Origin of the sequence: Cohnella faecalis (genome assembly GCF_003570905.1) — a bacterium.
Classification (GTDB): domain Bacteria; phylum Bacillota; class Bacilli; order Paenibacillales; family Paenibacillaceae; genus Cohnella; species Cohnella faecalis.
Map to the genome: position 1 here is coordinate 32,498 of NZ_QXJM01000052.1, position 23,100 is coordinate 55,597.

The following is a 23,100-nucleotide window of genomic DNA, read 5'->3' on the forward strand; positions in this document are numbered from 1 at the left end:
GGATTTTGATTTTACTCTGGGGGTTTCCAATGTTTGCATCCCGTTACCGATGGGAATGGCGCGAGCCCGATGAAGCGGGAGCTCGCGATTTGGCAGAGAAGCTGGGCTTGCCGATGCTCGTGGCGAAGGTGCTCTCGTCCCGTGGCTGGACCGATCCGGACGCTGTCGAACGTTTTTTGAATGCCGGCGAACAGGGCTTGGAGGATCCGTTCCTTATGAAAGGGATGACCGAAGCCGTCGAACGGATTCGGAGAGCGCTGAAAGAAGGCGAACGAATTCGGGTTTACGGCGATTACGATGCGGACGGAGTAACCTCCACCGCACTAATGAGCCGTCTGCTTGCCAAGCTTGGGGCGAGCTTCGATACATACGTTCCCCATCGCAGCCGGGAAGGATACGGCTTGAATAACGGTGCGATCGATCTGGCTGCGGAAGCCGGGGTCAAGCTGATCGTAACGGTCGATAACGGAATAAGCGCAGCGGCGCAAATCGCTTATGCGCGAGAGATAGGGATAGACGTCGTCGTCACCGACCATCATGAGCCGCCGGAGCTGCTGCCCGAAAGCGCATGCGCGATCGTGAATCCGAAGCAGCGCGATTGTCCTTACCCTTACAAGGGATTAGCAGGTGCGGGGGTCGCTTATAAGCTTGCCCATGCCTTGCTCGGAAGGCCTGCGACGGAATATTCCGATTTGGCCGCCATAGGCACCATAGCCGACTTGATGCCGCTGACCGGCGAGAATCGAATCATCGCTCGATTAGGGCTGTCTATGATGCGCAACGATCCTTCGCTCGGCATTCAAGCGCTGGCCGCCGTTTGCGGAATTGAAGCGAAAGAGCTGTCGAGCGGGCGAATCGGCTTTGGCGTCGCTCCTAGATTGAATGCCGGAGGCCGGCTCGACAGCGCGGAAAGCGCCGTGCGTCTGCTCGTTACCGAGGATCGGTCGGAGGCGGAGCGGATTGCGGGCGAGCTGGACTTGCTCAATTCGGAGCGTCAAAGACTGGTGGAGGAAACGGTTAAGGAAGCGGAAGCCAAGTGGGAGCAACGTCGCTCGGATTGGGGAGGCCAAGGCCCGCGGGTCATCGTTCTGACCGGAGAAGGCTGGAATGCGGGAGTGGCGGGGCTTGTCGCTTCCAAGCTGGTCGAGAAGCATTACCGTCCGGCTATCGTTCTGGCGTACGATGCGGGGACGGGCAAGTGCAAAGGCTCGGCCCGTTCCATAGAAGGCTTCGATATTCATGCCGCGCTCTCGGAATGCTCCTCTCTCATGGATCATTTCGGCGGTCATCAGGCGGCGGCGGGAATGACTCTGGCGATCGACAAGGTTCCGGAGCTGGAGCTCGCCTTGGACCGGATAGCGGGCGAGAGGCTGACTGCCGAAGATTGGCAGCCGAAGAAAAGGGTCGATCTCGTCTGCGAGCTGACCGATGCGTCTCTCTCTGCGGTGGAAGAGCTGTCTCGCCTGGAGCCCTTCGGCAGCGGCAATGCGACGCCCCGGGTGCTGATTCGGGATTTGAGCTTGCGCGAATGCCGCACGCTGGGCAAGGACGGCAAGCATCTCCGCATGACCGTCGTGCGGGAGGGACGTCCGCTTGAGGCGGTCGGCTTCGGTCTGGGCGAATGCGTCGAGCGTCTCGCCGGCGGAGTTTCCGTCGATTTGCTTGGAGAGCTCTCCGTCAACGAGTGGAACGGCAATCGGAAGGTTCAACTGATTTTGCAAGATTTTCGCTCGGATGAGCTTCAAGTATTCGATCTCCGGGATGCGAAGGATGCGTGGAAAGAGCTGGACAAGCTCGCTCGCAGCCGCAGGGGAAGCTTGCTTGCGCTAAGTCCGTCTCCTCGGACGGCCGGCGAAGCGAAGGAGCGGGAAGGTTTGGAAGGCATTGCCGTTCTGCCGTACGATTTCGATCGATCCGGAATAGCAGCGACGTTAAGAGAAGTAGCCGCAGGCTCGATGCTTGAAGCCGAACAAAGCGGAGGCCCGCGGCACCTCGCTTTGCTGGGACTGCCCGAAAAGCCGGAGGAAGCGGAAGCGCTAGGGCAAGTTCTCTCCGAACTGAAACGCCTGGAGAGCGTTCATATTTTCAAGCTTCCCGGCAGGCGAAGCGAACCCGGCGCCTCTGGCTCGTCGTTTCCCGACCGGAGCCGATTCGGTGAAGCGTACGCGATGTTCCGCGAACGCGGCGCATGGATAGACGGTCCGGACGGCTATTTGCGTCAAATCTCGATCCGGACGGGCATGTCTCTCGCGGTCGTTCGAATGATGCAAGAAGTGTTCGAGGAGTTGGGATTCATCAGGGCGCGCGGAGCGGAACGGAAGATGAACGACAACCCGCCGCGCAAGCCTTTGGAGGAATCGGAAAGGTATCGCAAGGCCAAGCGGCAGGCGGAAGCGTTGCGCTTGGCGGACATGCCGAAGGAGCGGCTGGCGGAATGGCTGACGGGGTTGAAAACAGAGGGTAGTCAGACGACGGTCAAAAGGGTATAATGCTCTTCGGAAATAGAAAGCAAAAGGAGCTCGATTCCAGTGGATTTTAAAGAGTATATCCGGGTTATTCCCGATTATCCGCAGCCAGGAATTCGTTTTAAGGATATTACGACGCTGTTGAAGGACGGGCCCGCTTACCGGGCGGCCATCGAAGCTCTTAAAGAAAAAGTGGCGGGACTCGAAATCGATCTCGTGGCGGGTCCGGAAGCGCGCGGCTTCGTCGTCGGCGCCCCTCTTGCGATAGCGCTTGGAGTCGGCTTTGTTCCGATTCGCAAAAGCGGCAAGCTGCCGAGCGAGACGATCGAAGCGTCTTACGATCTGGAGTATGGCAAAGACAAGCTGGCCATCCACACGGATTCGATCAAGCCCGGTCAGAAAGTGTTGATCGCGGACGATCTGCTCGCTACCGGCGGCACGATCGCCACGACGGTGAACCTGATCCGTCAGCTCGGCGGGGAAATCGTCGGCGCCGCATTCCTCATTGAGCTCGGGTATTTGGACGGCCGCGACAAAATCCAAGGGATCGAGGTTTCCTCGCTGGTTACCTATTAATACGCCCCCAGACTCCTGCGAGAGACGCTTCATAGCCGTCCGCAGGAGTCTTTTGTTTTCTAACGGAATAGTTGTCGACACGGAATGACAATTGGGCAATTCTTTCTCTTGATTTCAGAGGCGGAAGTCCCGTATGCGGTTGACGTTTCACGTCGCAAAGAGGCATAATGAAAGGAATACCTCATGGGAAGTTCACGGCGGGAGGCGCCGACGGAAAGGAAACAGGCATGGGCATGGAGCAGTTGCTCGAGAAGGCTTCCACCTATATGAAAGAGCCGGATTTGAACCGCGTTCGGATCGCCTATGAATATGCGGAGGAAGCGCATAGGGGGCAGACGAGGAAGTCCGGCGAACCTTATATTTTGCATCCGGTAGCCGTTGCCGATATTTTGGTGAACATGCAGATGGATGTCATCACCGTAGAAGCGGCGCTGCTGCACGACGTCGTCGAGGATACGAAAGTAACGCTCGATGATCTTCGCGATAGATTCGGCGATACGCTGGCCGGACTCGTGGACGGATTGACCAAGCTGGAAAGAATTCAATTCCGCTCCAAGGAAGAACAGCAGAACGAGAACTATCGCAAAATGTTCGTGGCGATGGCCAACGACATTCGCGTTATTCTGATCAAGCTGGCGGACCGCCTGCACAATATGCGGACGCTTAAGTTCCAATCCGAGGAGAGCCAGCGGCGAATCGCGCACGAGACGCTCGAAATCTATTGCCCGATCGCCCACCGCCTCGGGATGAGCGCGATCAAGTGGGAGATGGAGGACATCGCTCTCCGCTTTCTCAATCCGCAGCAATATTATCGCGTCGCCCACCTAATGAAGAAGAAGCGGGCCGAACGCGAGCAGTATATTTCCGAGCTGATCGGCAAAATTCGCGAGAAGCTCGAAGAGATGGGCATTCAAGGCGATATTAGCGGGCGCCCTAAGCATATTTACAGCATTTTCAAAAAGATGACGACGAAGAACAAGCAGTTCAACGAAATTTACGATCTTCTGGCGATTCGCATATTGGTCGAGAACGTGAAGGATTGCTACGCGACGCTCGGCATTATTCATACGCTTTGGAAGCCGATGCCCGGCCGCTTCAAGGATTATATCGCTATGCCGAAGGCGAATATGTACCAGTCGCTCCATACGACGATCGTAGGACCTACGGGCGAACCGACGGAGGTGCAAATCCGCACCTGGGATATGCACCGGACGAGCGAGTACGGGATCGCGGCTCACTGGTCCTACAAAGACGGCAATTCGGGGGAGTCACTCCGGGTACGTTCGGCGACAAAATGAACTGGTTCCGCGAAATTATCGAGCTTCAGCACGAAACCCGCGATGCGGCCGAGTTCATGGAATCGGTCAAAATGGATTTTTTCACCGACCTCGTCTTCGTGTTCACGCCAAAAGGCGAAGTGTTCGAATTGCCTTCGGGAGCGGTTCCGCTCGATTTTGCTTATCGCATTCATACCGAGGTCGGCAACCGGACGATCGGCGCGAAGGTGAACGGTCGGATCGTGCCGCTCGACCACAAGCTTAAGACGGGCGACATCGTCGAAATATTGACGTCCAAGCATTCTTACGGTCCGAGTCAGGACTGGCTTAAGGTTGCCCAGTCCTCGCATGCCCGCGCCAAAATCAAGCAATGGTTCAAAAAGGAAAAGCGCGAGGAGAACGTCGAGAAAGGCCGCGACCTTCTGGAAAGAGAGCTGAAGCGGATCGGTCTGGAGCCTCACGAGTGGATGTCGGACGACAAGCTTCTGGAAGCGGCCAAAAAATTCACGTTCAACGATCTTGAAGATATGATGTCGGCGATCGGCTTCGGCGGCATTACGGCGGCGCAAGTGTGCACGAAGCTGACGGAGAAGCTCCGCAAGGAGGCCGAGGAAGCTCAGCAAATCCAGCTTACGAGCGCCGTCAAAGAAATGAAGCAGTCCGCCGCCGCTCAAGCGGCTGCCGAGCGCAAGCGCCCGACTCACGGCGTCAGCGTCAAAGGCGTGGACAATCTGTTAGTCAGGTTCGCTCGCTGCTGCAATCCGGTGCCGGGCGACGACATTATCGGATATATTACTCGCGGGCGCGGCGTGTCGGTTCACCGGACGGATTGCGCGAACATACCGACCGCATCGGACGGCGAGGAAGCTGCGCGCGTCATCGAGGTCGATTGGGAAAACGCGGTGGAAGCGAATTACAGCGTGGAAATTGAAATTCTCGGCCATAACCGGAACGGGCTTCTGAACGAAGTGCTGGCGACGGTATCGGAGAGCAAAACGAACATTTCGGCCGTCTCCGGACGGTCCGACAAAAACAAGATGGCGATCATCCATATGACCATTCTTATCCGCAACAAAGACCATTTGCATTCGGTCGTGGAGAAAATCAAGCGGGTTAAGGACATTTTTTCCGTTCAGCGGATGATGCAATAGACGGAGGCCCTTCAGCATATGAAAGTCGTTGTTCAACGCGTCTCGCAGGCGCGGGTTACCGTAGAGGAGAACGTCGTCGGAGAGATCGGCTACGGTCTCTTGCTGCTCGTCGGTATCGGTCACGAGGACGGGGATGCCGATTTGGCGTGGATGGCGGATAAGCTTGCGGGTTTGCGGATTTTCGAGGACGAGGACGGCAAAATGAATTTGTCGGTCGTTGACTCGAAGGGAGCGATTCTGTCCGTATCTCAATTCACGCTGTATGGCGACGTTCGCAAAGGAAAGCGTCCAAATTTCATGGCGGCGGCTCGTCCCGAACAAGCGGAGGCTCTGTATGAGCGGTTCAATGCCATGCTGAGGGAGCGCGGCCTGCAAGTGGAGACCGGACGCTTCGGCACTATGATGGACGTGTCGCTCGTCAATGACGGTCCCGTAACGCTGATCGTGGACAGCAAGTCTTAGCCTCTAGGCGACGCCAAGATTGAAGATGCCGACTTGCGGCAACACTACATGTCGAGATCACTTTTTCCATGTGGAAAGGATGAGCGGCATGCGGCAATCGCGCAAGGAAGCCAAATTGGAATGGATGATGAGGGAAGGGCTGTTTCCGGAGCGCCGGGAAGCGATGGCTTTTCATGAGGGGAGCCGGACGGAGTTCGCGGACGAGTGGTCCTCGGGTTCTCCCGCAGGCTCTAGAAGCGGCAAGCGCAACTCGCCGGGCGGCAGAGGGTAAAGCTTCTGTCCCAAGCTTAGGTGACAAATTGCAGCGCTTACTTTATTGTAATCTAACTGTAATCTCTTTAACATCAATCCTTAACCTAATTGGACTAGGATAAAGAAGACCCCCTTTTTTCAATAGAGTGAAATTGAACCTGCCGGATTCCCGGCAGGTTATTTTCTGTTCATTTTACGGATGCGGCTCGCCAACGATGCGATAGAGCTTCCAACGGTCGTCAATATCGAACACAAGCTTTGCCCAATCGGCGTTACCCTCGTACAGCAAAGGGTATTTGACGTGAACGGCGTTAAGAGCGGAGAGCCCTTCCGGCTTCGGAACCAATAAATATTCGACATGGAATTTCAACGGTTGATCCAGCACGGCTTTGAAATCGCGGTCTGTCGTATTCACGAAACGGCGGGGATTCCGGCTGTTCAGGATAATCTCGAAAGCGTTGAAGGAATCTGCAATAACCAAGGCGTTCGGATCGCTGTCGAAAATTTCACGATCGAGCTTTTGCGATATTTTCCGGTTCAGCAGCGTCTTTTGATAAGTTGCGCTGTCGCGATAATGGATAACCGAATATTCCTCGGGCGACAGAGAGGCGTTGTTCATGACGGGAACGACCAGAACGGCGGAAACGGCTAGTGCCGCGAGCATGCTTGGCTTCAGAGCCCGGGCCATGCTCGGCTGGGCGTTCGAAGATAATTCGTAGGGAAGCCAGGCGATCGTTATGAGCAGCGGATAATAGAAAAACCGGAGCCAGCCGAAGGACAGGCCGCCGTACAGCATATACCATTGAAAAAGAGGGATGGAAAACGTTAAAACGGTGAATACGAGAAAATCCCAGCGAAGCGCCGTCCGCGAAAGCAAACGAAACAGGAGGAGGACGGCATAAGGAATCGCAAATACGGCAATTCTTTTGCATACGAATTTGAAGCTGGCCTCAGGATTTCCGATTAGGACCGACATAACGGGGTTGTCGGCCAGAAATTCCGATTGTCCCGCATTGGAATATGAAGAATGCAAAAAGTAAAGAGCATCTCCCATAATCGTGTAATTAAGCACTAGCCAAACGGTTACCGTAAAGAGGACAGGCAGCAATAACATAAGCAGAGTGCTTTCGATTTTTGCGAATACTGATTTTTTGGCGAGCATGTACCAGAAGGTCGCAAAAACGATTGCAGCGCTGAACGGTATAGCTTCGTAACGGGTAAGGAAGGCCAAGCTGAGCATGAGGGATACCATCGTAAGCGAATGGACGCTGTTATCGCGAATCCATTGCGTCCAGTGAATGACGGAGACAAGGAGAAAAAAACCGAATAACGCTTCGCTCATGCCGTTGGCCCCGTACCAGAACTGGAAGGGATTCAAAACGAAGAGCAGCGTGCAGGCGATCCCGAAAAACGTCGCGGAGCCCAGATTTTTATAGAAGGCTTGCAAGAGGACAACCGCCGTCAATCCGGCGAACGCGGAAGTTATAATGACGCTTGAAAGCCCGGCGGAAGATAAAGTCGGCAGCCACGGTTGGAACAGCAAAACGGGCATTGCCAAAAAGCTCGGCAGAGGGTTCCAAATAAATCCGACAGCGGCGAGATGCGGATCGCGGCTGTAGAGCACGTAGAAGGCGTTCGCAACCCTGCTGATTGCGTCTCCATTAATATAGGGAAGATGCACGGCAACATAATATCCGAAGATAACTTCCAAGATGAATATGAATGCGAACACGACCGTATATGTTTTTTTGGTCATTTCAATCACCAGCTTTTTCGTTTCATCCGTTAGAGGGGCGGGTCTTTGGAAATCGGAGACAGAATCGCCGGCAGTTTCTTGAACGTCCAAACGTTATTCAACGCGAAGTTGGAGCCGGTCGAGACAAGTATGCCTATTAAGCCGGCTACCAAGTAATGGACGCCGAACCAGGAATGAAAGCAGGTCACAATGAAGCTCGACAAGCATAGTCCGCTTAGGCTTACCAACGAAAACTTGAAAATACGATACCAAAGCTTGTCGCTCTTGCTATCCTTCCACGTTAACAGGTTGTTCCAGGTGAAGTTGTTGAAGGTGGCGACGATCGTTGCTCCGGCAAAAGAAAATCCGATGGGAACGCCGAGGTGAACAAGCAGCACATAGACTAGCGTATTAACCGCTACCCCGCTGAGCCCTACGGCACAAAATATCCAAAACCGCATATCCGATTCGCTGCTTCTTAGCAGCCTGCCCAGATGACGAATATAGTTCCATTGCTCCTTCAAGTTGAGCTTGGAGCTGCCGAGGTCTCTTGAGTGGAAGGAGTACGGAATTTCCCTGACGTTCGAATAATCGGAGCGTACCAACAGCTCCAGCAATATTTTCCAACCGATCGGCTGAAGGGGCCGACTGAAGGCGACGTCGCGGCGCACGGCGAAATAGCCGCTGGTCGGATCGGTAACCTTCCATACTTTGCGTATAAGCAAACGGGCCATCATCCGAGCCGTCCACGAGACGAGTCGTCTCCATGCGTTAAGGCCGCCGTCGCTGCCTCCCGGAATGAATCTGGAAGGAACGATGACTTCGGACCGTTCCGATCGGATCTCCTCGATGAGGGCGGGCAAGCTTTCCGGAGGATGCTGCAGGTCGGCGTCCATGACGATAAACCAATCGCCCTTGGCCATCCGACAGCCTTCCAAGATGGCGGAGCTTAAGCCTCCTCCGTTCTCGCGATGCAAATATCGAACGAACGAAAATTGCCGACTCATCCGATCCAATCTTTCGGGAGTATCGTCGGAGCTGTCGTCCACGAATACGATCTCATAGGTGACGTCGCCAGGAACGGCGCGCAAAATCCGATTCGTCAATATTTCCACGTTAGCTCCCTCATTGCGGCAGGGAACGATTATGCTAATTTCCATAATGACCAGTCCTTGCTTAAGAAGTATGGAATGCCGGTCGCGACTACAGGTTGGCCTGCTCGCTTTTCGTCTTTTCGTACGGCATCGCCGTCGATCCGTGCGGTTCGTCCGATTGATCGAGTCCATGCGTCGTTTTTTCCCAGTAGAAGGGCTTCGTAATCAATTGCCAAGCCGCTTTGTAAGCGGAGATGCTCATCATGATCCAATAAAAGGGCGTTAGCAGGGCATATTTGACGAGCCTGTGGGAGATGTACGGCTGCGATTTTTTCTCCATATCGTTAATGACCCAATAGACGCCGGCGATATTGCTGTATACGAAAAAGAAATTGGCGACGAACAGTTCGAGTGCAGCCAGATAATAGATGATGCCGGGAAACAGCTGCGGAATAAAGTCGAATTTCCAGCCGAACCAGAGCAAAACCATGAGCCAGTAGACCGGATTCAGCAAAGGAATGACAGGGGTAGCCAGCACCATGACCTGGAATCCGAAAAAGCCTTTGGCGCCGATGTCTTTCCACAGCTGAATCGGATTGCGCATATGGACAAGCCATGTTTGCATATAGCCTTTGATCCATCGCGAGCGTTGGCGGATCCAGTTGCCGAAGCGGCTGTTCGCCTCTTCCCAAGTCCGGGAATCGACGATGGCCGTTTTGTGTCCCGCTTTGTACAAGCGAATGCCCAAATCGGCATCTTCCGTTACGTTGTAAGGATCCCAGGCGTTCAGCTCTTTCAACACGGATGTCTTGAAGTGATTGGACGTGCCTCCGAGAGGGATGGGGATATCCAGCCTCATAATGCCGGGAAGCAGCAGTTCGAACCACATGCTGTATTCCTGGGTAAACCAGCGGGTCAGCAAATTTTGCTCGCTGTTGAAATAATTCAGCTTCGCCTGCACGCAAGCGGTGCTCTCCGAGCAGCTTTCGAACGTCAAATGCACTTTTTTTAGCTGATCAGGGTCCGGCCGGTCTTCCGCATCATAGATGACGGTATATTTCCCCGCGCGCGGATCAAACCGAAGTTGCATGCCTTTGGTTTCGTTTTCGGCAAGCTGTCAGGGACGACAAGCACGGTGTAATAAGAAGGAAGCTTCATTTTCTGGATAAGCTCCTGAGCCTCGATGTCGTCCGTTTCGATCAATAGCCGAACGTCCAGCTTCGCTTTCGGGTAATCGAGTTTTTCCAGGTTCCGAATAAGCTGAGGGATAACTCCGCTTTCTTTATACATAGGGACGAGTATCGTATAGGGCGGCAAATCGCGCTCGTCTATGCTTTTGATTTGTTCGTCGGTGAAGCGGTACTGCGCGCCGCTGCGCGATCCGTACATGATGATCATGAATTTGAACAAGGTCATGAAGAAATAAAAGATTTGAACAAGTACGTTGACCAAGACGATCGTCGCAAAAAAGTTCCAGAACAAACCGCCGACGAATAGAGCGACGGTTAATGCGAGCGACAAAATCTGCGGCTTCGTAAAAGTGGTGCTGGCCGAGTTGTGCGGCTGCTCGATCGCGAGCTTGGAAGTGCTCTCTTCGAGCATCTCGTCGCCGTATACCTCCGACCAGAACAGCTCCATCTCGTTCTTGGTTGCGAGAACTTGTTCGATCGGCATTTCGAGCCTATGCTCCAGCACGGATATGATTTCGTCGGACAGCGGTTCATTGACGGCTACAAGCAAACGGTTCTCGTATTGATGGATAATGACAGCGCCGTATTCTCGGGCAATCGGCTCCGGCAGCTTCATATCCGGATCGAAGCTGATTTCGTTGCCGATGCGTCCGATGTTGTTCTGGTTAGCGATAGCGCGGTAAAGCTGCTCGGGCTCAAGAAACTGAAGCGACAGCAGCACGTCTCCGAGCATCCCGCCGCTTTTGCGTTGGAAGGACAATGCTTTTTCCAATTGATCCTTGGTCAGATAACCTAATTGAAGGAGTACGTCGCCCAATCTGCCCTTGTTGGGCTGGTTGCTGATGTAAGGCAGCAGTTGCTCGGCCGATACGTACCCGAGATCGATTAGAATGTCTCCGAGACGTCCTCCCGTCTCCTCTTGCTTAGCCATCGCCTCTTCCAATTGCTCGACAGAGATGATTCGGTCCCGAATGAGCAGCTCACCCATTTTGGCGCGAGGCTTCGCATTAACCGGAGCTTCTTTGGGCGGAAGAGGCGCTTCTCGTTGAGTGACCGTTTCGGATGGGGGCAATTCCGCTGCCGCCGCTGCGGAATTGTCCGGTCGAAGCGGCAGCCAATCGCGGCCTTCTCCTTGCTTGAGATAATAGATTCGTGTCTGCGCGGCCAACAACCGGCGCTTGAGCTCTTCCGTTTCCCATTCTTGACGAAGAAGCAGCGCCGCGTGCATGGCTCGCTGCCGTCGCAGCTCGTTTTTCCTCTCCTCGAGCACCCACTGTTCCCATCGAACGCTTTCCCGAGCGGATCGCGGCCATAAGCTTCGAATTCCGTCCTTCAGCAGGCTCACCTTGCACCCCAGCTTTCCAGAAGCCGACGTTCCTCGGAGAGAGCTTCCTCCAGCTGCAGGGACAGTCGATCGCCGAAAATTCGCTTTTGCTCTTGCAGCTCAAGGAAAGCGGTCTGCTCCTGTTTCATGACGGACTCCACGAGATGAATGCGAGCTCGTATCGCATCGATTTGACGGTTGGCGGCTTCGGGCTTGAACCAGGCGGATGAACGGCTTTTTTTTCGGCTTGACCGCGGTTTTCTCATTGGATGTACCCTCCCTCTGAACGGCATTGGCGGGTTAGCCGGTCATTAATCTAGCTTGCCTTTGCGTTTGCGAAGTACGACGAACAGGGCGGCTAAAGAGACGACTACTGCCACGAACACTCCGGCAAAAACATAGCGGCTGTAGGGCAGCGGACGATTGACTGCGGGAGGGTCGACGATTACCGGGCACTAGGCTTCCTGGCGTCGATCGTATCGTTGAAGGAATACACTTGCTCGCGTTCGTCAATGACGACCAATCGGCCTCTTATTTGGTTGCTTTTTTCGACGTCCGTCCATATTTTTCCCATCGACAGAAGACGATTCCGATCCGGAGCGACGAGCAAAAGCACGCTTCTGTCCGGATTAAGCGGGGAAGACGTCAACTGCAGGATCGTCGATTTTTTCGTTAGCTCCGCTAATATTTCGGCCTTGTCGGAGATGGATTGAACGGCATCCGGGGAAAAGATGACGTAGCTGTTGTCGTAGCCATTCAAGAAATCGGGCAGTTCCTTGGAAGAGCCGACAAAAATCACGTTGCGGTCCTTCAGCTTGTCCTGAAGCTGGCCGGACGCGATGTCGGCCAATTGAAAGTCCGATCGATCGGTTATGACCGTATCCATCCTATTGATCAAGGAGATTGCGGAGCTTAGCTCCTCCGAGCCGCGATTGTTCATTAGAATCGTCGTAGAATTCCATTCGTCGCCTGCAACGAATGGATAAGGGAGCGAATCCAAATTGTAAGTCAGCCTGTCGGACGGCGTAAAAGTAAGATAGGAAGACTTGTCGACGACGGCCCAATTGCCCAGCAGCGTATCCGAGCAGAACGAGGAGGCTGCTGCACTGGCGGTATTGTCCGAGCCGTTCACAAATTGGAAGCCGATTTCCACCGACAGCGTTCTATTCGTTCCGATCACCGTTGGATCGAGCGGGACGTCCAAGGTGCCTCCGTCGCTTGTAGCCTTGCCGAGCTTAACACTTTGGACGGGAACTCCGTTCAGCTTGACCGTCATAACCGATTTGTCGTATGAGATCGATTTGGAGTGCTTGTAGGATAGGTGGAGGAGCGCTCCGTTCGTTAAATCCCAGTTGTTCGGAATCGGATAATTAATGGACGAAGCTCCTTGCAGCACTTCAGCGGTTACGAGATTCCCATAACCGAGCTGCTCCAAAGTCAACGCCTTGGAATTGTCCGAAGCCGCGTTGGAATCAGACGAAGCGACGTTTCCGGTCAGAACTTCCGGGATGACCGAATAACTCCCTCGCAGCTGCGCGTACAGCGTGTCTGTCGTTAAAATAGTTGCGGCGTTCGCAAGCTGTTTGCCTGTTCCGCTTACGAGCATCATCGTATTTTTGGCATTCCAGGGTGAAGGCGTTTCGCCGACAATCCTTTTGCCAGCTGGTCCGCATCCTTCGACTGGGCGAACGCTTCCGTCACGGATTTCCCTTTGGCCAGCCATCGGTCGGCTTTTCCTATCCAGACGATGGAATGGCTTCGAGCCAAAGCATCGGTTACGTCCGATTCCACGTAGACGGGGACGTTCAGACGATGGTTAGGCGTTTGGAGCGCGAAAAATCGAGAGATCCGCGCTGCCGCTTTGAATTCATCCTGATTGAATTTGTCCGGAAGAACGATGATTGCCCGAAGCGGGTCCGGAGATCCCCGTTCGATGAAAGGGCTAGGGTATTGGGTAAGATCCGCTTTTTCATAGCTTTGCTCCAAATGAAGAGCGACGGCGCTTTTCTTGTGGATGACGAGCCACGCGGCGCTGTTCTCCGGATCCTCGCAAATAACGTTGGAAACTTTCATTTTTCCCCAGAACGACAGCTTATGGAACCCGGGCTTCAAAGAGAGGTTCGAAAGATCGATGCTCCATAGCGTTTCCTTCTCGTTCTCTTTGCTCAAAGTAACGCTCCCTAGAGGAACGTCGTCCAGAAGGACGGTTAAGTTCGAATACTCGGGCAGCAGCGTCTCGGAATGGGAGTAATAAATATTGATCGAAGAGCCTTGTCGAGCCTCAAGGCCTTTGCCGATTTCAAAATAAGAATCTTGCCGCGCGTTTTCTCCTCGAAAAACCCGTTCTTCGGAAAAGATGCTGCGCGATTCGTTAGCAGACGAGCTCTGAGCGCCTGTTTCCGCATATGCCGCCGATTGCGAGGACAGGATGACGACGATCATCGCAACCATTAGGATCCAATTAGATGCCGTTCTTTTCATGCAAGCGGTCCTTCCTTCATTCTTATGTTTCTTTCCATCTAAGCACGGACTGGGCGCTTTCCATCAGCGATCGGGCTTCAATGCCGTCCTCCGGGCACTCCGAGACTCCAAACCTCAGCTGCAGCTTTACGTTCGCTTCTCTGCGCGGGCGATTCATCCGCATATCCAGAAACAAGCCCGCCAATTGCTGCTGCATCTCGTCTACGACCGAGCGATCCTCTTCCGGAACGATGCAAGCCAGCATCGACTCTCCTACTTTTGCTTTCGCGCTTAGAGAATATTTCTGAAGCCATTCGGCCAGTTGGTTTAGCAGAATTGCGGCTTGGACTCCGCCGAAAATACGTTTGAATTCCTGCAGCCTTTCGACTTCGATCAGTACCAAGTGAAACTTCTGGCGGTCTCTGAGCGCCTTGATTACTTCTTCTTCCAGCTTATACAAGAAGGCAGGGCCGCTTAAGAAGCCGAAGCGTTCCTCGATCCCTAAAGCCTCATCTTGCTGGATACCCGGCGCGTCCAGAGGATCGAGAAAAGCGAATGCCGAGTCCTCTTGCGACGTAAATCGCTCTTTGTTCATTCCTCCAAGCAAGGAGACGGCAGGGAACGAGACGAGCCAGATCAGATCGTTCCAGTCGGCATCGACAGGCGAGGCGGCGAACCAAAGGCTATATGTAGCAAGCCCACCGTAAATCAAGACGAACCCGAGTGAAACCAGAATCGTTTCGACGGTCGGGCGGAGCAGGCCATACAAGAAGAGCAGGCCGGAAGCGGCAAGCCAGTAGCCGTTATTCGGTTCGTCCGGAATCGTCATATAGACATACAGGGCAAGGAGCGTTAGAGCGGCCAATTGGACGAATAAGTTCGCGTAAAATCGTTCCGGGGCAGACAAAAGGGTTCACTCCTATCGTAACTGTTGCTCTTATTTGGGATATTAACCGTTCTCGGCTCGGCCGATACTCGACTTGAGAGATTCGACTTGATCGACCAAGGGTTTGATCAGATGGGAATAGTCTTTGTCGCTGATCAGTATACCGTCGGGGCCGGCGGCGATTACGGCGTTAGGGATACCGGCGACGATAATCGGCAAATGCAGCTGATTAATGACGTAAGTGCCGTCGCAATTGCCGTCCTTGATGACATTGCTGTCGTTATCGTGGTCGAGCAAATGAATCATTTCCGTCCAGGATCCGAGATCCGTCCATACGCCCTCGTAACGGATGCACGCGATGCGGGTCTCGGGCTCGACAACCATATAGTCGAAGCTTATTCTTGGAATCTGATGATAGGAGCCGGTTAATTCCGTGTAATCCCATGGTTGGTTAAGACGTTTGAGAGTTTCTTCCATATAGCGGAGCCGAAACGTAAATACGCCGCCGTTCCATAGAGCTCCCTGCTCGATCAGCTCTGCCGCGGTTTCCGTTTCCGGTTTTTCGTGAAAACGGCTGACGTCGAAGGAAGAGGGATCGCCGGCAGGCGCAAAAGGAATAATGTAGCCGAACTTTTCCGACGGATAGGTGGGCCGGATTCCAATCAGCCCGAGATTGGCGCGGTCTTGCCCGATCAATCGGTCCAAATCTTCAAGCTTGTCGTAAAAGTCGGGATCCACGTAGGCATCGACGGGCAGGACGGCAATCGTCTCGTCCGGGTTCACGCCAATGGACGAAAGATAGGAGCAGGCGACAGCTATTGCGGCGAACGTATCGCGCTGCGACGGCTCAAGAATCAAATTCGCGTCCTCGCCTAATTGTTCGGCAAGGATCGAGTGATGATGGAGCCCTGCGGCGACGAAGACGTTGTCCGTGCCGAATTTGCCGGAGAGGATGTCGTGAGTCCGTTGGATCATGGAAATCGAATGGTTATATTTACTTTTAATTACTTTCAAAAATTGCTTTGGCAACATTTCACTGGACAAGGGCCATAATCTTTTGCCGGCGCCCCCGGATAACAATACGATTTTCATCGCGTAACCCCCCTTGCAACGAAGTACGGCTTTTTAATGCGGAACAGGGCTGCGTATCATGTCGAAATATAGGCTATTAGAACTATATTAACAAATTAGGTCTATAATACTATAACACAATTTCGAACAACTAGTTATCAATATATCAACGTGATCTGAACATTATCTGAACAAAATAACAGAATCAAATTAGCTATTTTCGACAAAAATTCGACAAAATACTACAAAATCTATTATGGCTTATTAGACAACGAATCGAATGAGAAAAAGGTCGCGAATTTTGTGTCCTATTCCGGGCAGCTTGACACTGTCGGATGTTGATCGGTACAATAGATAGCAATTGTATCCTGCCCCTGATTCGATGACGGGAAAGAGTACTCCGGCTCCACGCCCCCAGAGAGGAAAGCCTTCGGCTGCAAGCTTTCCGGCGATGATCGGACGAACGACCTCCCCGAGAACCTGACGCGAAAGGACGCGCGCGCCGTTCGGCGCAATGCGGCTCATTAGCGTATTGGCGTATACCGGGCGTTAACCGGATTAAGCTGCGGAAGCGCGTCGGCATGTCATGCGCCGTTTCCGAACACGGGTGGTACCGCGGGAGAATTAACGCTCTCGTCCCTGACGATGTTTGTTGGGGGCGGGAGCTTTTTTATTTGTCGGAAGAGAAGGTGAACGATGATGGCTTTTCAAAAACCAAGGGGTACGCAGGATGTCCTTCCCGGCAGCTCGGGAACCTGGCAATTCGTCGAACGGACGGCCCGGGACGTTTGCCGCCGATTCGGCTTCGGTGAAATCCGCACGCCGATTTTCGAAGCGACCGAGCTATTCAAGCGCGGCGTCGGCGAGACGACGGACATCGTCGAGAAAGAAATGTACACCTTCACGGATCGCGGGGACCGCAGCATGACGCTGCGTCCCGAAGGGACGGCGGGCGTCGTCCGTTCTTATGTGGAGAACAAGCTTTACGGAGAGCCCGATCTTGCCAAGCTGTACTACATCGGCCCGATGTTCCGGTACGAGCGGGCGCAAGCCGGAAGGTACCGCCAGTTCCATCAGTTCGGGGTCGAAGCGATCGGATCGAGCGATCCCGCTCTCGATGCGGAAGTGATTGCGCTCGGCTATTCGTTCTACCGCGAGCTTGGACTGACTGGAATAACGGTGGAGGTCAATTCGGTCGGAACGCCGGAGGTAAGAGCGGCCTTCCGCGCGAAGCTGCTCGAATTTCTGGAGCCGATGCGCGGAGAGCTGTGCGAAGATTGCCAGTCGAGAATGGACCGCAATCCGCTTCGCGTGCTCGACTGCAAGGTCGACCAGGCGAAGTTCGAAGGGGCTCCGTCCATTCTGGACAGTCTGGACGAGGAATGCGAAAGGCATTTCGCAGCGGTCAAGGAGCACCTCGATGCGGCGAATATTCCTTATCTCGTCAATCCGCGCATGGTGCGCGGGCTCGATTACTACACGCACACGGCTTTCGAATACAAGGCGCAGGGCATTGGCTCGATCGACACGATCGGCGGGGGCGGGCGTTATAACGGCCTGGTCGCGGAAATCGGCGGAGACGACCGTCCGGGCGTCGGTCTTGGACTCGGTCTAGAACGCACGCTGCTGCTGCTTGAGAGCCAAGGAGTCAAGCCGAATGTCGAGGCGGGCGTCGATTTGTTCGTTATTCCGCTCGGCGAACGGGCGGAGAAGGCGGTCACCGGCATCGTGCAGCAGCTTCGGCTGGAGGGCATAGCGGTCGAACGCGATTATCAAGGACGCAAGCTGAAGACGCAGTTCAAAGCCGCAGAGCGCGCAGGCGCCGCGTTCACGGTCGTCATCGGAGACGATGAGCTGGACAAAGGCGAGGTCGCGCTGAAGCCGCTGAAAGAAACGGCGTCGGGAGAGCAGCGGCTCGTGCCGATTGCCGAGCTTGCCCGGACGATTCGCATTTCTATACAAGATGAAAAGGGGAACAACAACCAATGATGCTCAAAAACCATGATTGCGGAACGCTTGGACAACAAAACGTCGGGGAAACCGTCGTCCTTAACGGATGGGTGCAAGGCTGGCGCGACTTCGGAGGCATTCTGTTCATCGACTTGCGCGACCGCACCGGCATCGTGCAAATCGTCTTCAACCCGGCCTTCTCGGGGCAGGCGCTTGATCTCGGCGCCCGCGCCCGCAACGAATACGTCCTCGCGGTCAAAGGCGTTGTCGTCGGACGCGATCCGGAGACGTACAACCCGAACATCGCCACCGGTGAAATCGAGCTGCAGGTGCACGAGGTGGAAATCATCAACTCCGCGAAGACGCCTCCGTTCCCGATCGAGGACGGCGTCGAAGTCGATGAATCGCTTCGCCTGAAATACCGTTATCTGGATTTGCGTCGTCCGGAAATGCAAAAGACGCTGCGCTTGCGCTCGAAAGCGACCAAGGTGTTCCGCGATTTCCTCGACGAGAACGATTTTATCGACGTTGAGACTCCGATCCTGACGAAGAGCTCACCGGAAGGCGCGCGAGACTACCTTGTACCGAGCCGCGTGCACCCGGGCGAATTTTTCGCTTTGCCGCAATCGCCGCAGCTGTTCAAGCAGTTGCTGATGGTCGGCGGTCTTGAGCGTTACTACCAAGTCGCCCGCTGCTTCCGCGACGAAGACCTTCGCGCGGACCGTCAGCCGGAATTCACGCAGGTCGACATCGAGACGTCGTTCCTGACTCAGGATCAACTGCTTGCCATGATGGAGAGCTTGATGGCGAGATTGTTCCGCGAAACGATCGGCGTCGAAATTCCGACTCCGTTCCAACGTCTCACTTACAACGATGCCATTCATAAATACGGCTCCGACAAGCCGGATCTTCGTTTCGGACTCGAAATCGAAGACGTAACCGATATCGTCAAGAACAGCGACGTGAAAGTGTTCGCATCCGTTGCTTCGTCCGGCGGCGTCGTGAAGGCTCTTAACGCCAAGGGCTGCGCAAGCTGGAGCCGCAAGGAGCTGGACGACCTGCAGCCGTTCGCGACCCGTTACGGCGGCAAAGGAATAGCTTGGATTACCGTCAAGGAAGGCGAATGGCGCGGTCCGATCGTCAAGTTCTTCAAGCCGGAGGAAATCGCGGCACTGACCGAGAAGCTCGGAGTAGAGGAAGGCGACTTGCTCTGCTTCTCCGCGGACAAGCTGAAGACGGCTGCCGACGTGATGGGCAACCTGCGTTTGAAGGTCGGCCGCGAGCTTGGCCTGATCGACAACAGCGCGTTCAAATTTCTGTGGGTCGTCGACTTCCCGCTGCTCGGCTACGACGAGGAAGCGAAGCGCTGGGTTGCCGAACATCACCCGTTCACCCGTCCGCGCGACGAGGATTTGGAACTGTTCGCGACCGACCCGGGCGCGATTCGCGCGCAAGCTTACGATATCGTGCTTAACGGCTACGAGGTCGGCGGCGGCTCGATGCGTATTTACCGCCGCGAAGTGCAAGAGCAAATGTTCTCCGCGCTTGGCTTTACGCAGGAGGAAGCGAAGAAGCAGTTCGGCTACTTCATGGACGCGTTCGAATACGGTACGCCTCCGCACGGAGGCATCGCGTTCGGCCTCGACCGTCTGATCATGCTGCTCACTGGCCGAACAAACCTTCGCGAGACGATCGCTTTCCCGAAAACCGCGAGCGCGACGGATTTGCTATGCGACGCTCCGTCGGCGGTCTTCGATCGTCAGCTTGACGATCTGCACATCCGCCTGTCGGCCAAGGCGATCGCTGCGCAAACCAAACCGAACGCATCCCAAGAGGGAGCCCCGCAGGATTCGCAGAACGCCGAACCCGCGGCGCAGTCTTAATACGCCAAAAGGAGCGTCGATGCGAAGATGCTGCATCCATTTTCCCGCACGGAGCTTGCGATAGGCCCCGAAGGGATTGAGAAGTTGAAAGGGAGTACCGTCGCCGTTCTCGGAATCGGCGGCGTCGGCTCCATCGCCGCTGAGGCGCTTGCCCGTTCCGGCGTCGGCCGGCTGATCTTGATCGACAAGGACGTCGTCGACATTACGAACATCAACCGGCAGATTCATGCGCTGACGACGACGGTCGGCCAGCCGAAGGCGGATCTGATGCGCGACCGGATCAAGCTGATCAACCCGGAATGCGACGCGATTTCGCTTCGGATGTTCTATACCGAGGAGACGTATGAGGAGCTGTTCAAGTATCCGCTCGATTATGTGCTCGACGCCTCGGACACCATTTCGTACAAAATCCATCTGATCAAGGAATGCTTGCGCCGCGGAATTCCGCTTATTTCCAGCATGGGAGCGGCTAACAAGATGGATCCCACTCGCTTTCAAGTGGCGGATATTTCGAAAACAAGCGTCGATCCTATCGCTCGGGTCATTCGGCAAAAGCTTCGCAAGGAAGGCATCAAGAAGGGCGTCAAGGTCGTCTTCTCGACCGAAGACCCGATGAAGCCGCGCGAGGACGTCACTCAGCGGATCGTTCCGGATACCGCTCCGAAGGACATCCGCAAGGCGCAGCAGCCGCCGTCCAGCAATGCGTTCGTGCCGCCGGTCGCCGGTCTGATCATGGTTAGCGTCGCGGTCAAAGAGCTGGTAGAGCGAGGGAGCTGATTCGGATGGATGAGGCGCTGGTCAAAAAGCTGAAGCTGCCGCATGGAGGCCATATCGCGATTGTGCAGCCGCCCGAAGGGTATTTGGCTTCGCTCGGCTTGTCGCCGGAGGAAACGAGGCTGGACGTAGCGCGAGTCGGCGAGTACGATTTCGTGCAGCTGTTCGCCTACGGCTCCGGGGACGTGGAACGGCTCGGGCCCGCCGCCGCAAGAGCGGTTAAGCCGGGCGGCTTGCTGTGGGTGTGCTACCCGAAGGGAACTTCCGCCATCAAGGCGGACATCAACCGCGATCGGGGCTGGGGCCCTCTGGCCGAGGCGGGCTTCGAGGGAGTTGCCCTCGTTTCCTTGGACGAGACGTGGTCGTCCATGCGGTTTCGTCCGGCATCGGGCAAGCCTCGCGTCACCCCTGCGGAGCGCAAAGCCGCTGTCGCCGGGGAGCCATCCGCCTCCGAAGGCGTCTTGGACACGCCGGAGGATTTGCTGGCCGAGCTGATCAAGCATCCGGAGCAGGCCGCTTTGTTCGAGAAGCTTGCGCCTTCCCATAAGAAGGAGTACGTCCGCTGGATCGTAGAAGCGAAGAAAGCCGAAACGCGGGCTTCAAGGATCGGAAAAGCGATCGAGAAGCTCAGCCAAGGGCTCAAGCGTCCATCCGACAAGATCTGATTCTCCCATGCATCGCAGAAAGCCCGTCAAGTCCTTAGTGGACATGGCGGGCTTTCGCCCTTTTTTCAGGGATGCCTGCACCTGTCTCTATCCGCGAAAGACCCGCCTACATAGACTGAATCATCTTCGCAAAGGAGGCGTTGCCCTGTTGAGCATCAAACTGCAATCGACCAAACGCTGCTCTTGCCATCATCCCCCCAAAAAAAGACGCCGCAAACGTCGCCATAACACGTATCAAGGCAATACCGTCACTTCACCCGCAGAAACGGTGTATCCTCCGGGAGCGGGCGGAACCGGCGATTGGGTCGACGGTTTTGGAGGACTTGGATTGGGAGACCTGGGCGGCAGCTGGCCTGCCGGAGAGGGAGAGAATACCTACGCGGCTAATCCGGTCGATCATCGTACGGCCGGCCGCCACCATACGGGAGGCCATCACCGCACGGGAGGGCATCATCGCACGGGAGGCCATCACCGCACGGGAGGCCATCATCGCACGGAAGGACATCACCGCACGGCAGGGCACCATACGGCGGGACATCGTACGGCCGGCTATGAGACGGAGCATCGTACGCAGGGTTATGTGGCGGGCCGTCTGGCCGTTCCGCGTAAGCGGTCGAAGCCGGCAAGCAAGAAATGCGGCTGCAAAGGCCGCAAGTAAAAGGCCGCACGAACGGCAGCCTTCAGGGAGCGATCGATTCGATCCCGGAGGCTGCTTTCTTTTGCGTTCGTTGCGGGACGATCGCCGTTTCCTTGCCTGCCGGATAGCATACGTTACGGATACGCGGCACAGCCGATCAAGGAAGCGAGGCGGACGACGGAATGGCACTGCCGGTTGTTCATTTGAGACTGAATGCCTCGACTGTAGCGGCGATGGAGAAAAATGTGTGGAGCGATCGGTTCGCGACGGCTCATATGCTGACGGAGTCCGGTCAGGATCCGATTCGAGTTCGTTACAGGGGAGGCCATACGCGAAATTATCCGAAGCGTTCGTACGAGGTCGTTCGGAACGGTCGCATTTGGCATTATAATGCGGAATACGACGATCCTTCGATGATCAGGAACGCGCTGTCCTTCGCCTTCTTTCCTTGGCTTGGCGTAAGCGCGCCGCGTACCCAGCATGTGCTGCTCTATCGCAACGGGGAGCGCCTGGGCGTTTATTTGGAAATCGAAGGCGTCGACCGCTCGTTTTTCCGAAGGCGAAACATTGGCGCGACCGCTTTGTTTTATGCGAGCAGCAGCAAAGCGGACTTCGAGCTTAACGCGCCCGGGACGGATAAACCTAAGCGAACGCTTCTGGCGGGCTACGAGCATCGTTTCGGCGGGTTAGAGGGTAAGGAGCTGCTGACCGGCTTCATCGCAGGCTTGCATCGGGGGACGGGGAGGCAGCTCGCTTCGTTCATTCGCTCCAGGCTCGACACCGACGCTTATCTACGTTGGCTTGCCGGGGCGGTGCTGACGGGCAACTTCGACGGCTTTGAGCAAAACTACGCGATTTATCGGCATCGCAATTCCGGCAAGTGGAGAGTTTTGCCATGGGACTACGAAGGTACGTGGGGGCGGAATTGCTATGGCCGTCTGGTCGAAGCGGGACTCGTATCGGTAACCGGCTACAATGCCTTGACGCGCAAGCTATGGGAGCATCGTCCGTTCCGGCGAGCGTACGCGGGCATTCTCAAGGAAGCTTTGGACGGTCCGTTCACGGAGCTGCGGCTCATGCCGCTCGTCGATAGAATGCTCGGTAACGTTTCGGCCGAAATTCGCAAGGATGCCGCAAGACGGTATTCCGCCTCTGAATTTTCGGGCGAGGCAAGCGTTATCCGGCGCTATATTCGGGAGAGGCGCGCAATTGTCGCCCGCGAGGCGGAACGATTGTAATTCAAAAGCG

General features: G+C 55.2%; 20 protein-coding genes and 1 pseudogene. 12 read left to right on the forward strand and 9 right to left on the reverse strand.

Going from position 1 to position 23,100, the window contains the following annotated elements; genetic code table 11:
- The first annotated feature begins 29 nt into the window (after positions 1-29).
- The 5 genes and pseudogenes from recJ (at position 30) to D3H35_RS27800 (ending at position 6,202) form a co-directional block, all read left to right on the forward strand.
- On the forward strand, positions 30-2,489 hold the full coding sequence (gene recJ, locus D3H35_RS27780; RefSeq protein WP_119152359.1) for a single-stranded-DNA-specific exonuclease RecJ: 2,460 nt from the start codon (positions 30-32) through the stop codon (positions 2,487-2,489).
- Between the two features lie 39 nt (positions 2,490-2,528).
- Positions 2,529-3,041, forward strand: coding sequence for an adenine phosphoribosyltransferase (locus tag D3H35_RS27785; protein ID WP_119152360.1), 513 nt, complete (start codon positions 2,529-2,531; stop codon positions 3,039-3,041).
- A 227-nt stretch (positions 3,042-3,268) separates the two neighbouring features.
- Positions 3,269-5,469 (forward strand): annotated as a pseudogene (locus D3H35_RS27790) (RelA/SpoT family protein).
- A gap of 18 nt (positions 5,470-5,487) precedes the next feature.
- On the forward strand, positions 5,488-5,931 hold the full coding sequence (gene dtd, locus D3H35_RS27795; protein ID WP_119152361.1) for a D-aminoacyl-tRNA deacylase: 444 nt from the start codon (positions 5,488-5,490) through the stop codon (positions 5,929-5,931).
- Positions 5,932-6,019: 88 nt separating this feature from the next.
- Complete coding sequence (locus D3H35_RS27800; RefSeq protein WP_119152362.1) at positions 6,020-6,202, forward strand: hypothetical protein; 183 nt, start codon at positions 6,020-6,022, stop codon at positions 6,200-6,202.
- Between the two features lie 174 nt (positions 6,203-6,376).
- Here the strand turns inward: D3H35_RS27800 and D3H35_RS27805 are convergent, their stop codons facing one another.
- The 9 genes from D3H35_RS27805 to D3H35_RS27840 form a co-directional block, all read right to left on the reverse strand.
- On the reverse strand, positions 6,377-7,939 hold the full coding sequence (locus D3H35_RS27805; protein WP_119152363.1) for a hypothetical protein: 1,563 nt from the start codon (positions 7,937-7,939) through the stop codon (positions 6,377-6,379).
- Positions 7,940-7,968: 29 nt separating this feature from the next.
- On the reverse strand, positions 7,969-9,204 hold the full coding sequence (locus tag D3H35_RS27810; RefSeq protein ID WP_119152364.1) for a glycosyltransferase: 1,236 nt from the start codon (positions 9,202-9,204) through the stop codon (positions 7,969-7,971).
- Complete coding sequence (locus D3H35_RS34355) at positions 9,122-10,102, reverse strand: glycosyltransferase family 2 protein (protein ID WP_325050176.1); 981 nt, start codon at positions 10,100-10,102, stop codon at positions 9,122-9,124. Before D3H35_RS34355 ends, D3H35_RS27810 begins: the two co-directional genes overlap by 83 nt.
- Positions 10,021-11,547 carry a GspE/PulE/PilB domain-containing protein gene (locus D3H35_RS34360; protein WP_325050177.1) on the reverse strand — a complete coding sequence of 509 codons (1,527 nt, stop codon included), beginning with the start codon at positions 11,545-11,547 and terminating at the stop codon, positions 10,021-10,023. Before D3H35_RS34360 ends, D3H35_RS34355 begins: the two co-directional genes overlap by 82 nt.
- Positions 11,544-11,792, reverse strand: a complete 249-nt coding sequence (locus tag D3H35_RS27820) for a hypothetical protein (protein WP_119152365.1) — start codon at positions 11,790-11,792, stop codon at positions 11,544-11,546. Before D3H35_RS27820 ends, D3H35_RS34360 begins: the two co-directional genes overlap by 4 nt.
- 179 nt (positions 11,793-11,971) lie before the next feature.
- Positions 11,972-13,135 carry a cellulose biosynthesis cyclic di-GMP-binding regulatory protein BcsB gene (locus D3H35_RS27825; RefSeq protein ID WP_158594315.1) on the reverse strand — a complete coding sequence of 388 codons (1,164 nt, stop codon included), beginning with the start codon at positions 13,133-13,135 and terminating at the stop codon, positions 11,972-11,974.
- Positions 13,132-14,007, reverse strand: coding sequence for a cellulose biosynthesis cyclic di-GMP-binding regulatory protein BcsB (locus D3H35_RS27830; protein ID WP_119152367.1), 876 nt, complete (start codon positions 14,005-14,007; stop codon positions 13,132-13,134). Before D3H35_RS27830 ends, D3H35_RS27825 begins: the two co-directional genes overlap by 4 nt.
- Positions 14,008-14,029: 22 nt before the next feature.
- Positions 14,030-14,893, reverse strand: coding sequence for a diguanylate cyclase domain-containing protein (locus D3H35_RS27835; RefSeq protein ID WP_119152368.1), 864 nt, complete (start codon positions 14,891-14,893; stop codon positions 14,030-14,032).
- A 42-nt stretch (positions 14,894-14,935) separates the two neighbouring features.
- Positions 14,936-15,964 carry a sugar phosphate nucleotidyltransferase gene (locus D3H35_RS27840; RefSeq protein WP_119152369.1) on the reverse strand — a complete coding sequence of 343 codons (1,029 nt, stop codon included), beginning with the start codon at positions 15,962-15,964 and terminating at the stop codon, positions 14,936-14,938.
- Positions 15,965-16,642: 678 nt separating this feature from the next.
- Between D3H35_RS27840 and hisS the strand changes: the two genes are divergently transcribed.
- From hisS to D3H35_RS27880, 7 genes are all read left to right on the forward strand, one after another.
- Positions 16,643-17,932 carry a histidine--tRNA ligase gene (gene hisS, locus D3H35_RS27855; RefSeq protein WP_119152371.1) on the forward strand — a complete coding sequence of 430 codons (1,290 nt, stop codon included), beginning with the start codon at positions 16,643-16,645 and terminating at the stop codon, positions 17,930-17,932.
- Positions 17,929-19,776, forward strand: a complete 1,848-nt coding sequence (aspS, locus tag D3H35_RS27860) for an aspartate--tRNA ligase (RefSeq protein ID WP_119152372.1) — start codon at positions 17,929-17,931, stop codon at positions 19,774-19,776. The genes hisS and aspS overlap by 4 nt, the downstream gene beginning before the upstream one ends.
- A 27-nt stretch (positions 19,777-19,803) precedes the next feature.
- Positions 19,804-20,553, forward strand: a complete 750-nt coding sequence (locus D3H35_RS27865; protein ID WP_119152373.1) for a tRNA threonylcarbamoyladenosine dehydratase — start codon at positions 19,804-19,806, stop codon at positions 20,551-20,553.
- Positions 20,554-20,558: 5 nt separating this feature from the next.
- A complete protein-coding gene (locus tag D3H35_RS27870; protein WP_119152374.1) occupies positions 20,559-21,215 on the forward strand; it encodes a YdeI/OmpD-associated family protein in 657 nt (218 codons plus the stop codon).
- 148 nt (positions 21,216-21,363) lie between these two features.
- Positions 21,364-21,873: a hypothetical protein gene (locus tag D3H35_RS27875; protein ID WP_119152375.1), complete on the forward strand. Its 510-nt coding sequence runs from the start codon at positions 21,364-21,366 to the stop codon at positions 21,871-21,873.
- Entirely contained in the window at positions 21,849-21,980 is a 132-nt protein-coding gene (locus D3H35_RS33805) for a hypothetical protein (RefSeq protein WP_267901469.1), read from the forward strand. The genes D3H35_RS27875 and D3H35_RS33805 overlap by 25 nt, the downstream gene beginning before the upstream one ends.
- Before the next feature lie 54 nt (positions 21,981-22,034).
- Complete coding sequence (locus D3H35_RS27880) at positions 22,035-23,090, forward strand: CotH kinase family protein (protein ID WP_119152376.1); 1,056 nt, start codon at positions 22,035-22,037, stop codon at positions 23,088-23,090.
- Positions 23,091-23,100 lie beyond the last annotated feature (10 nt).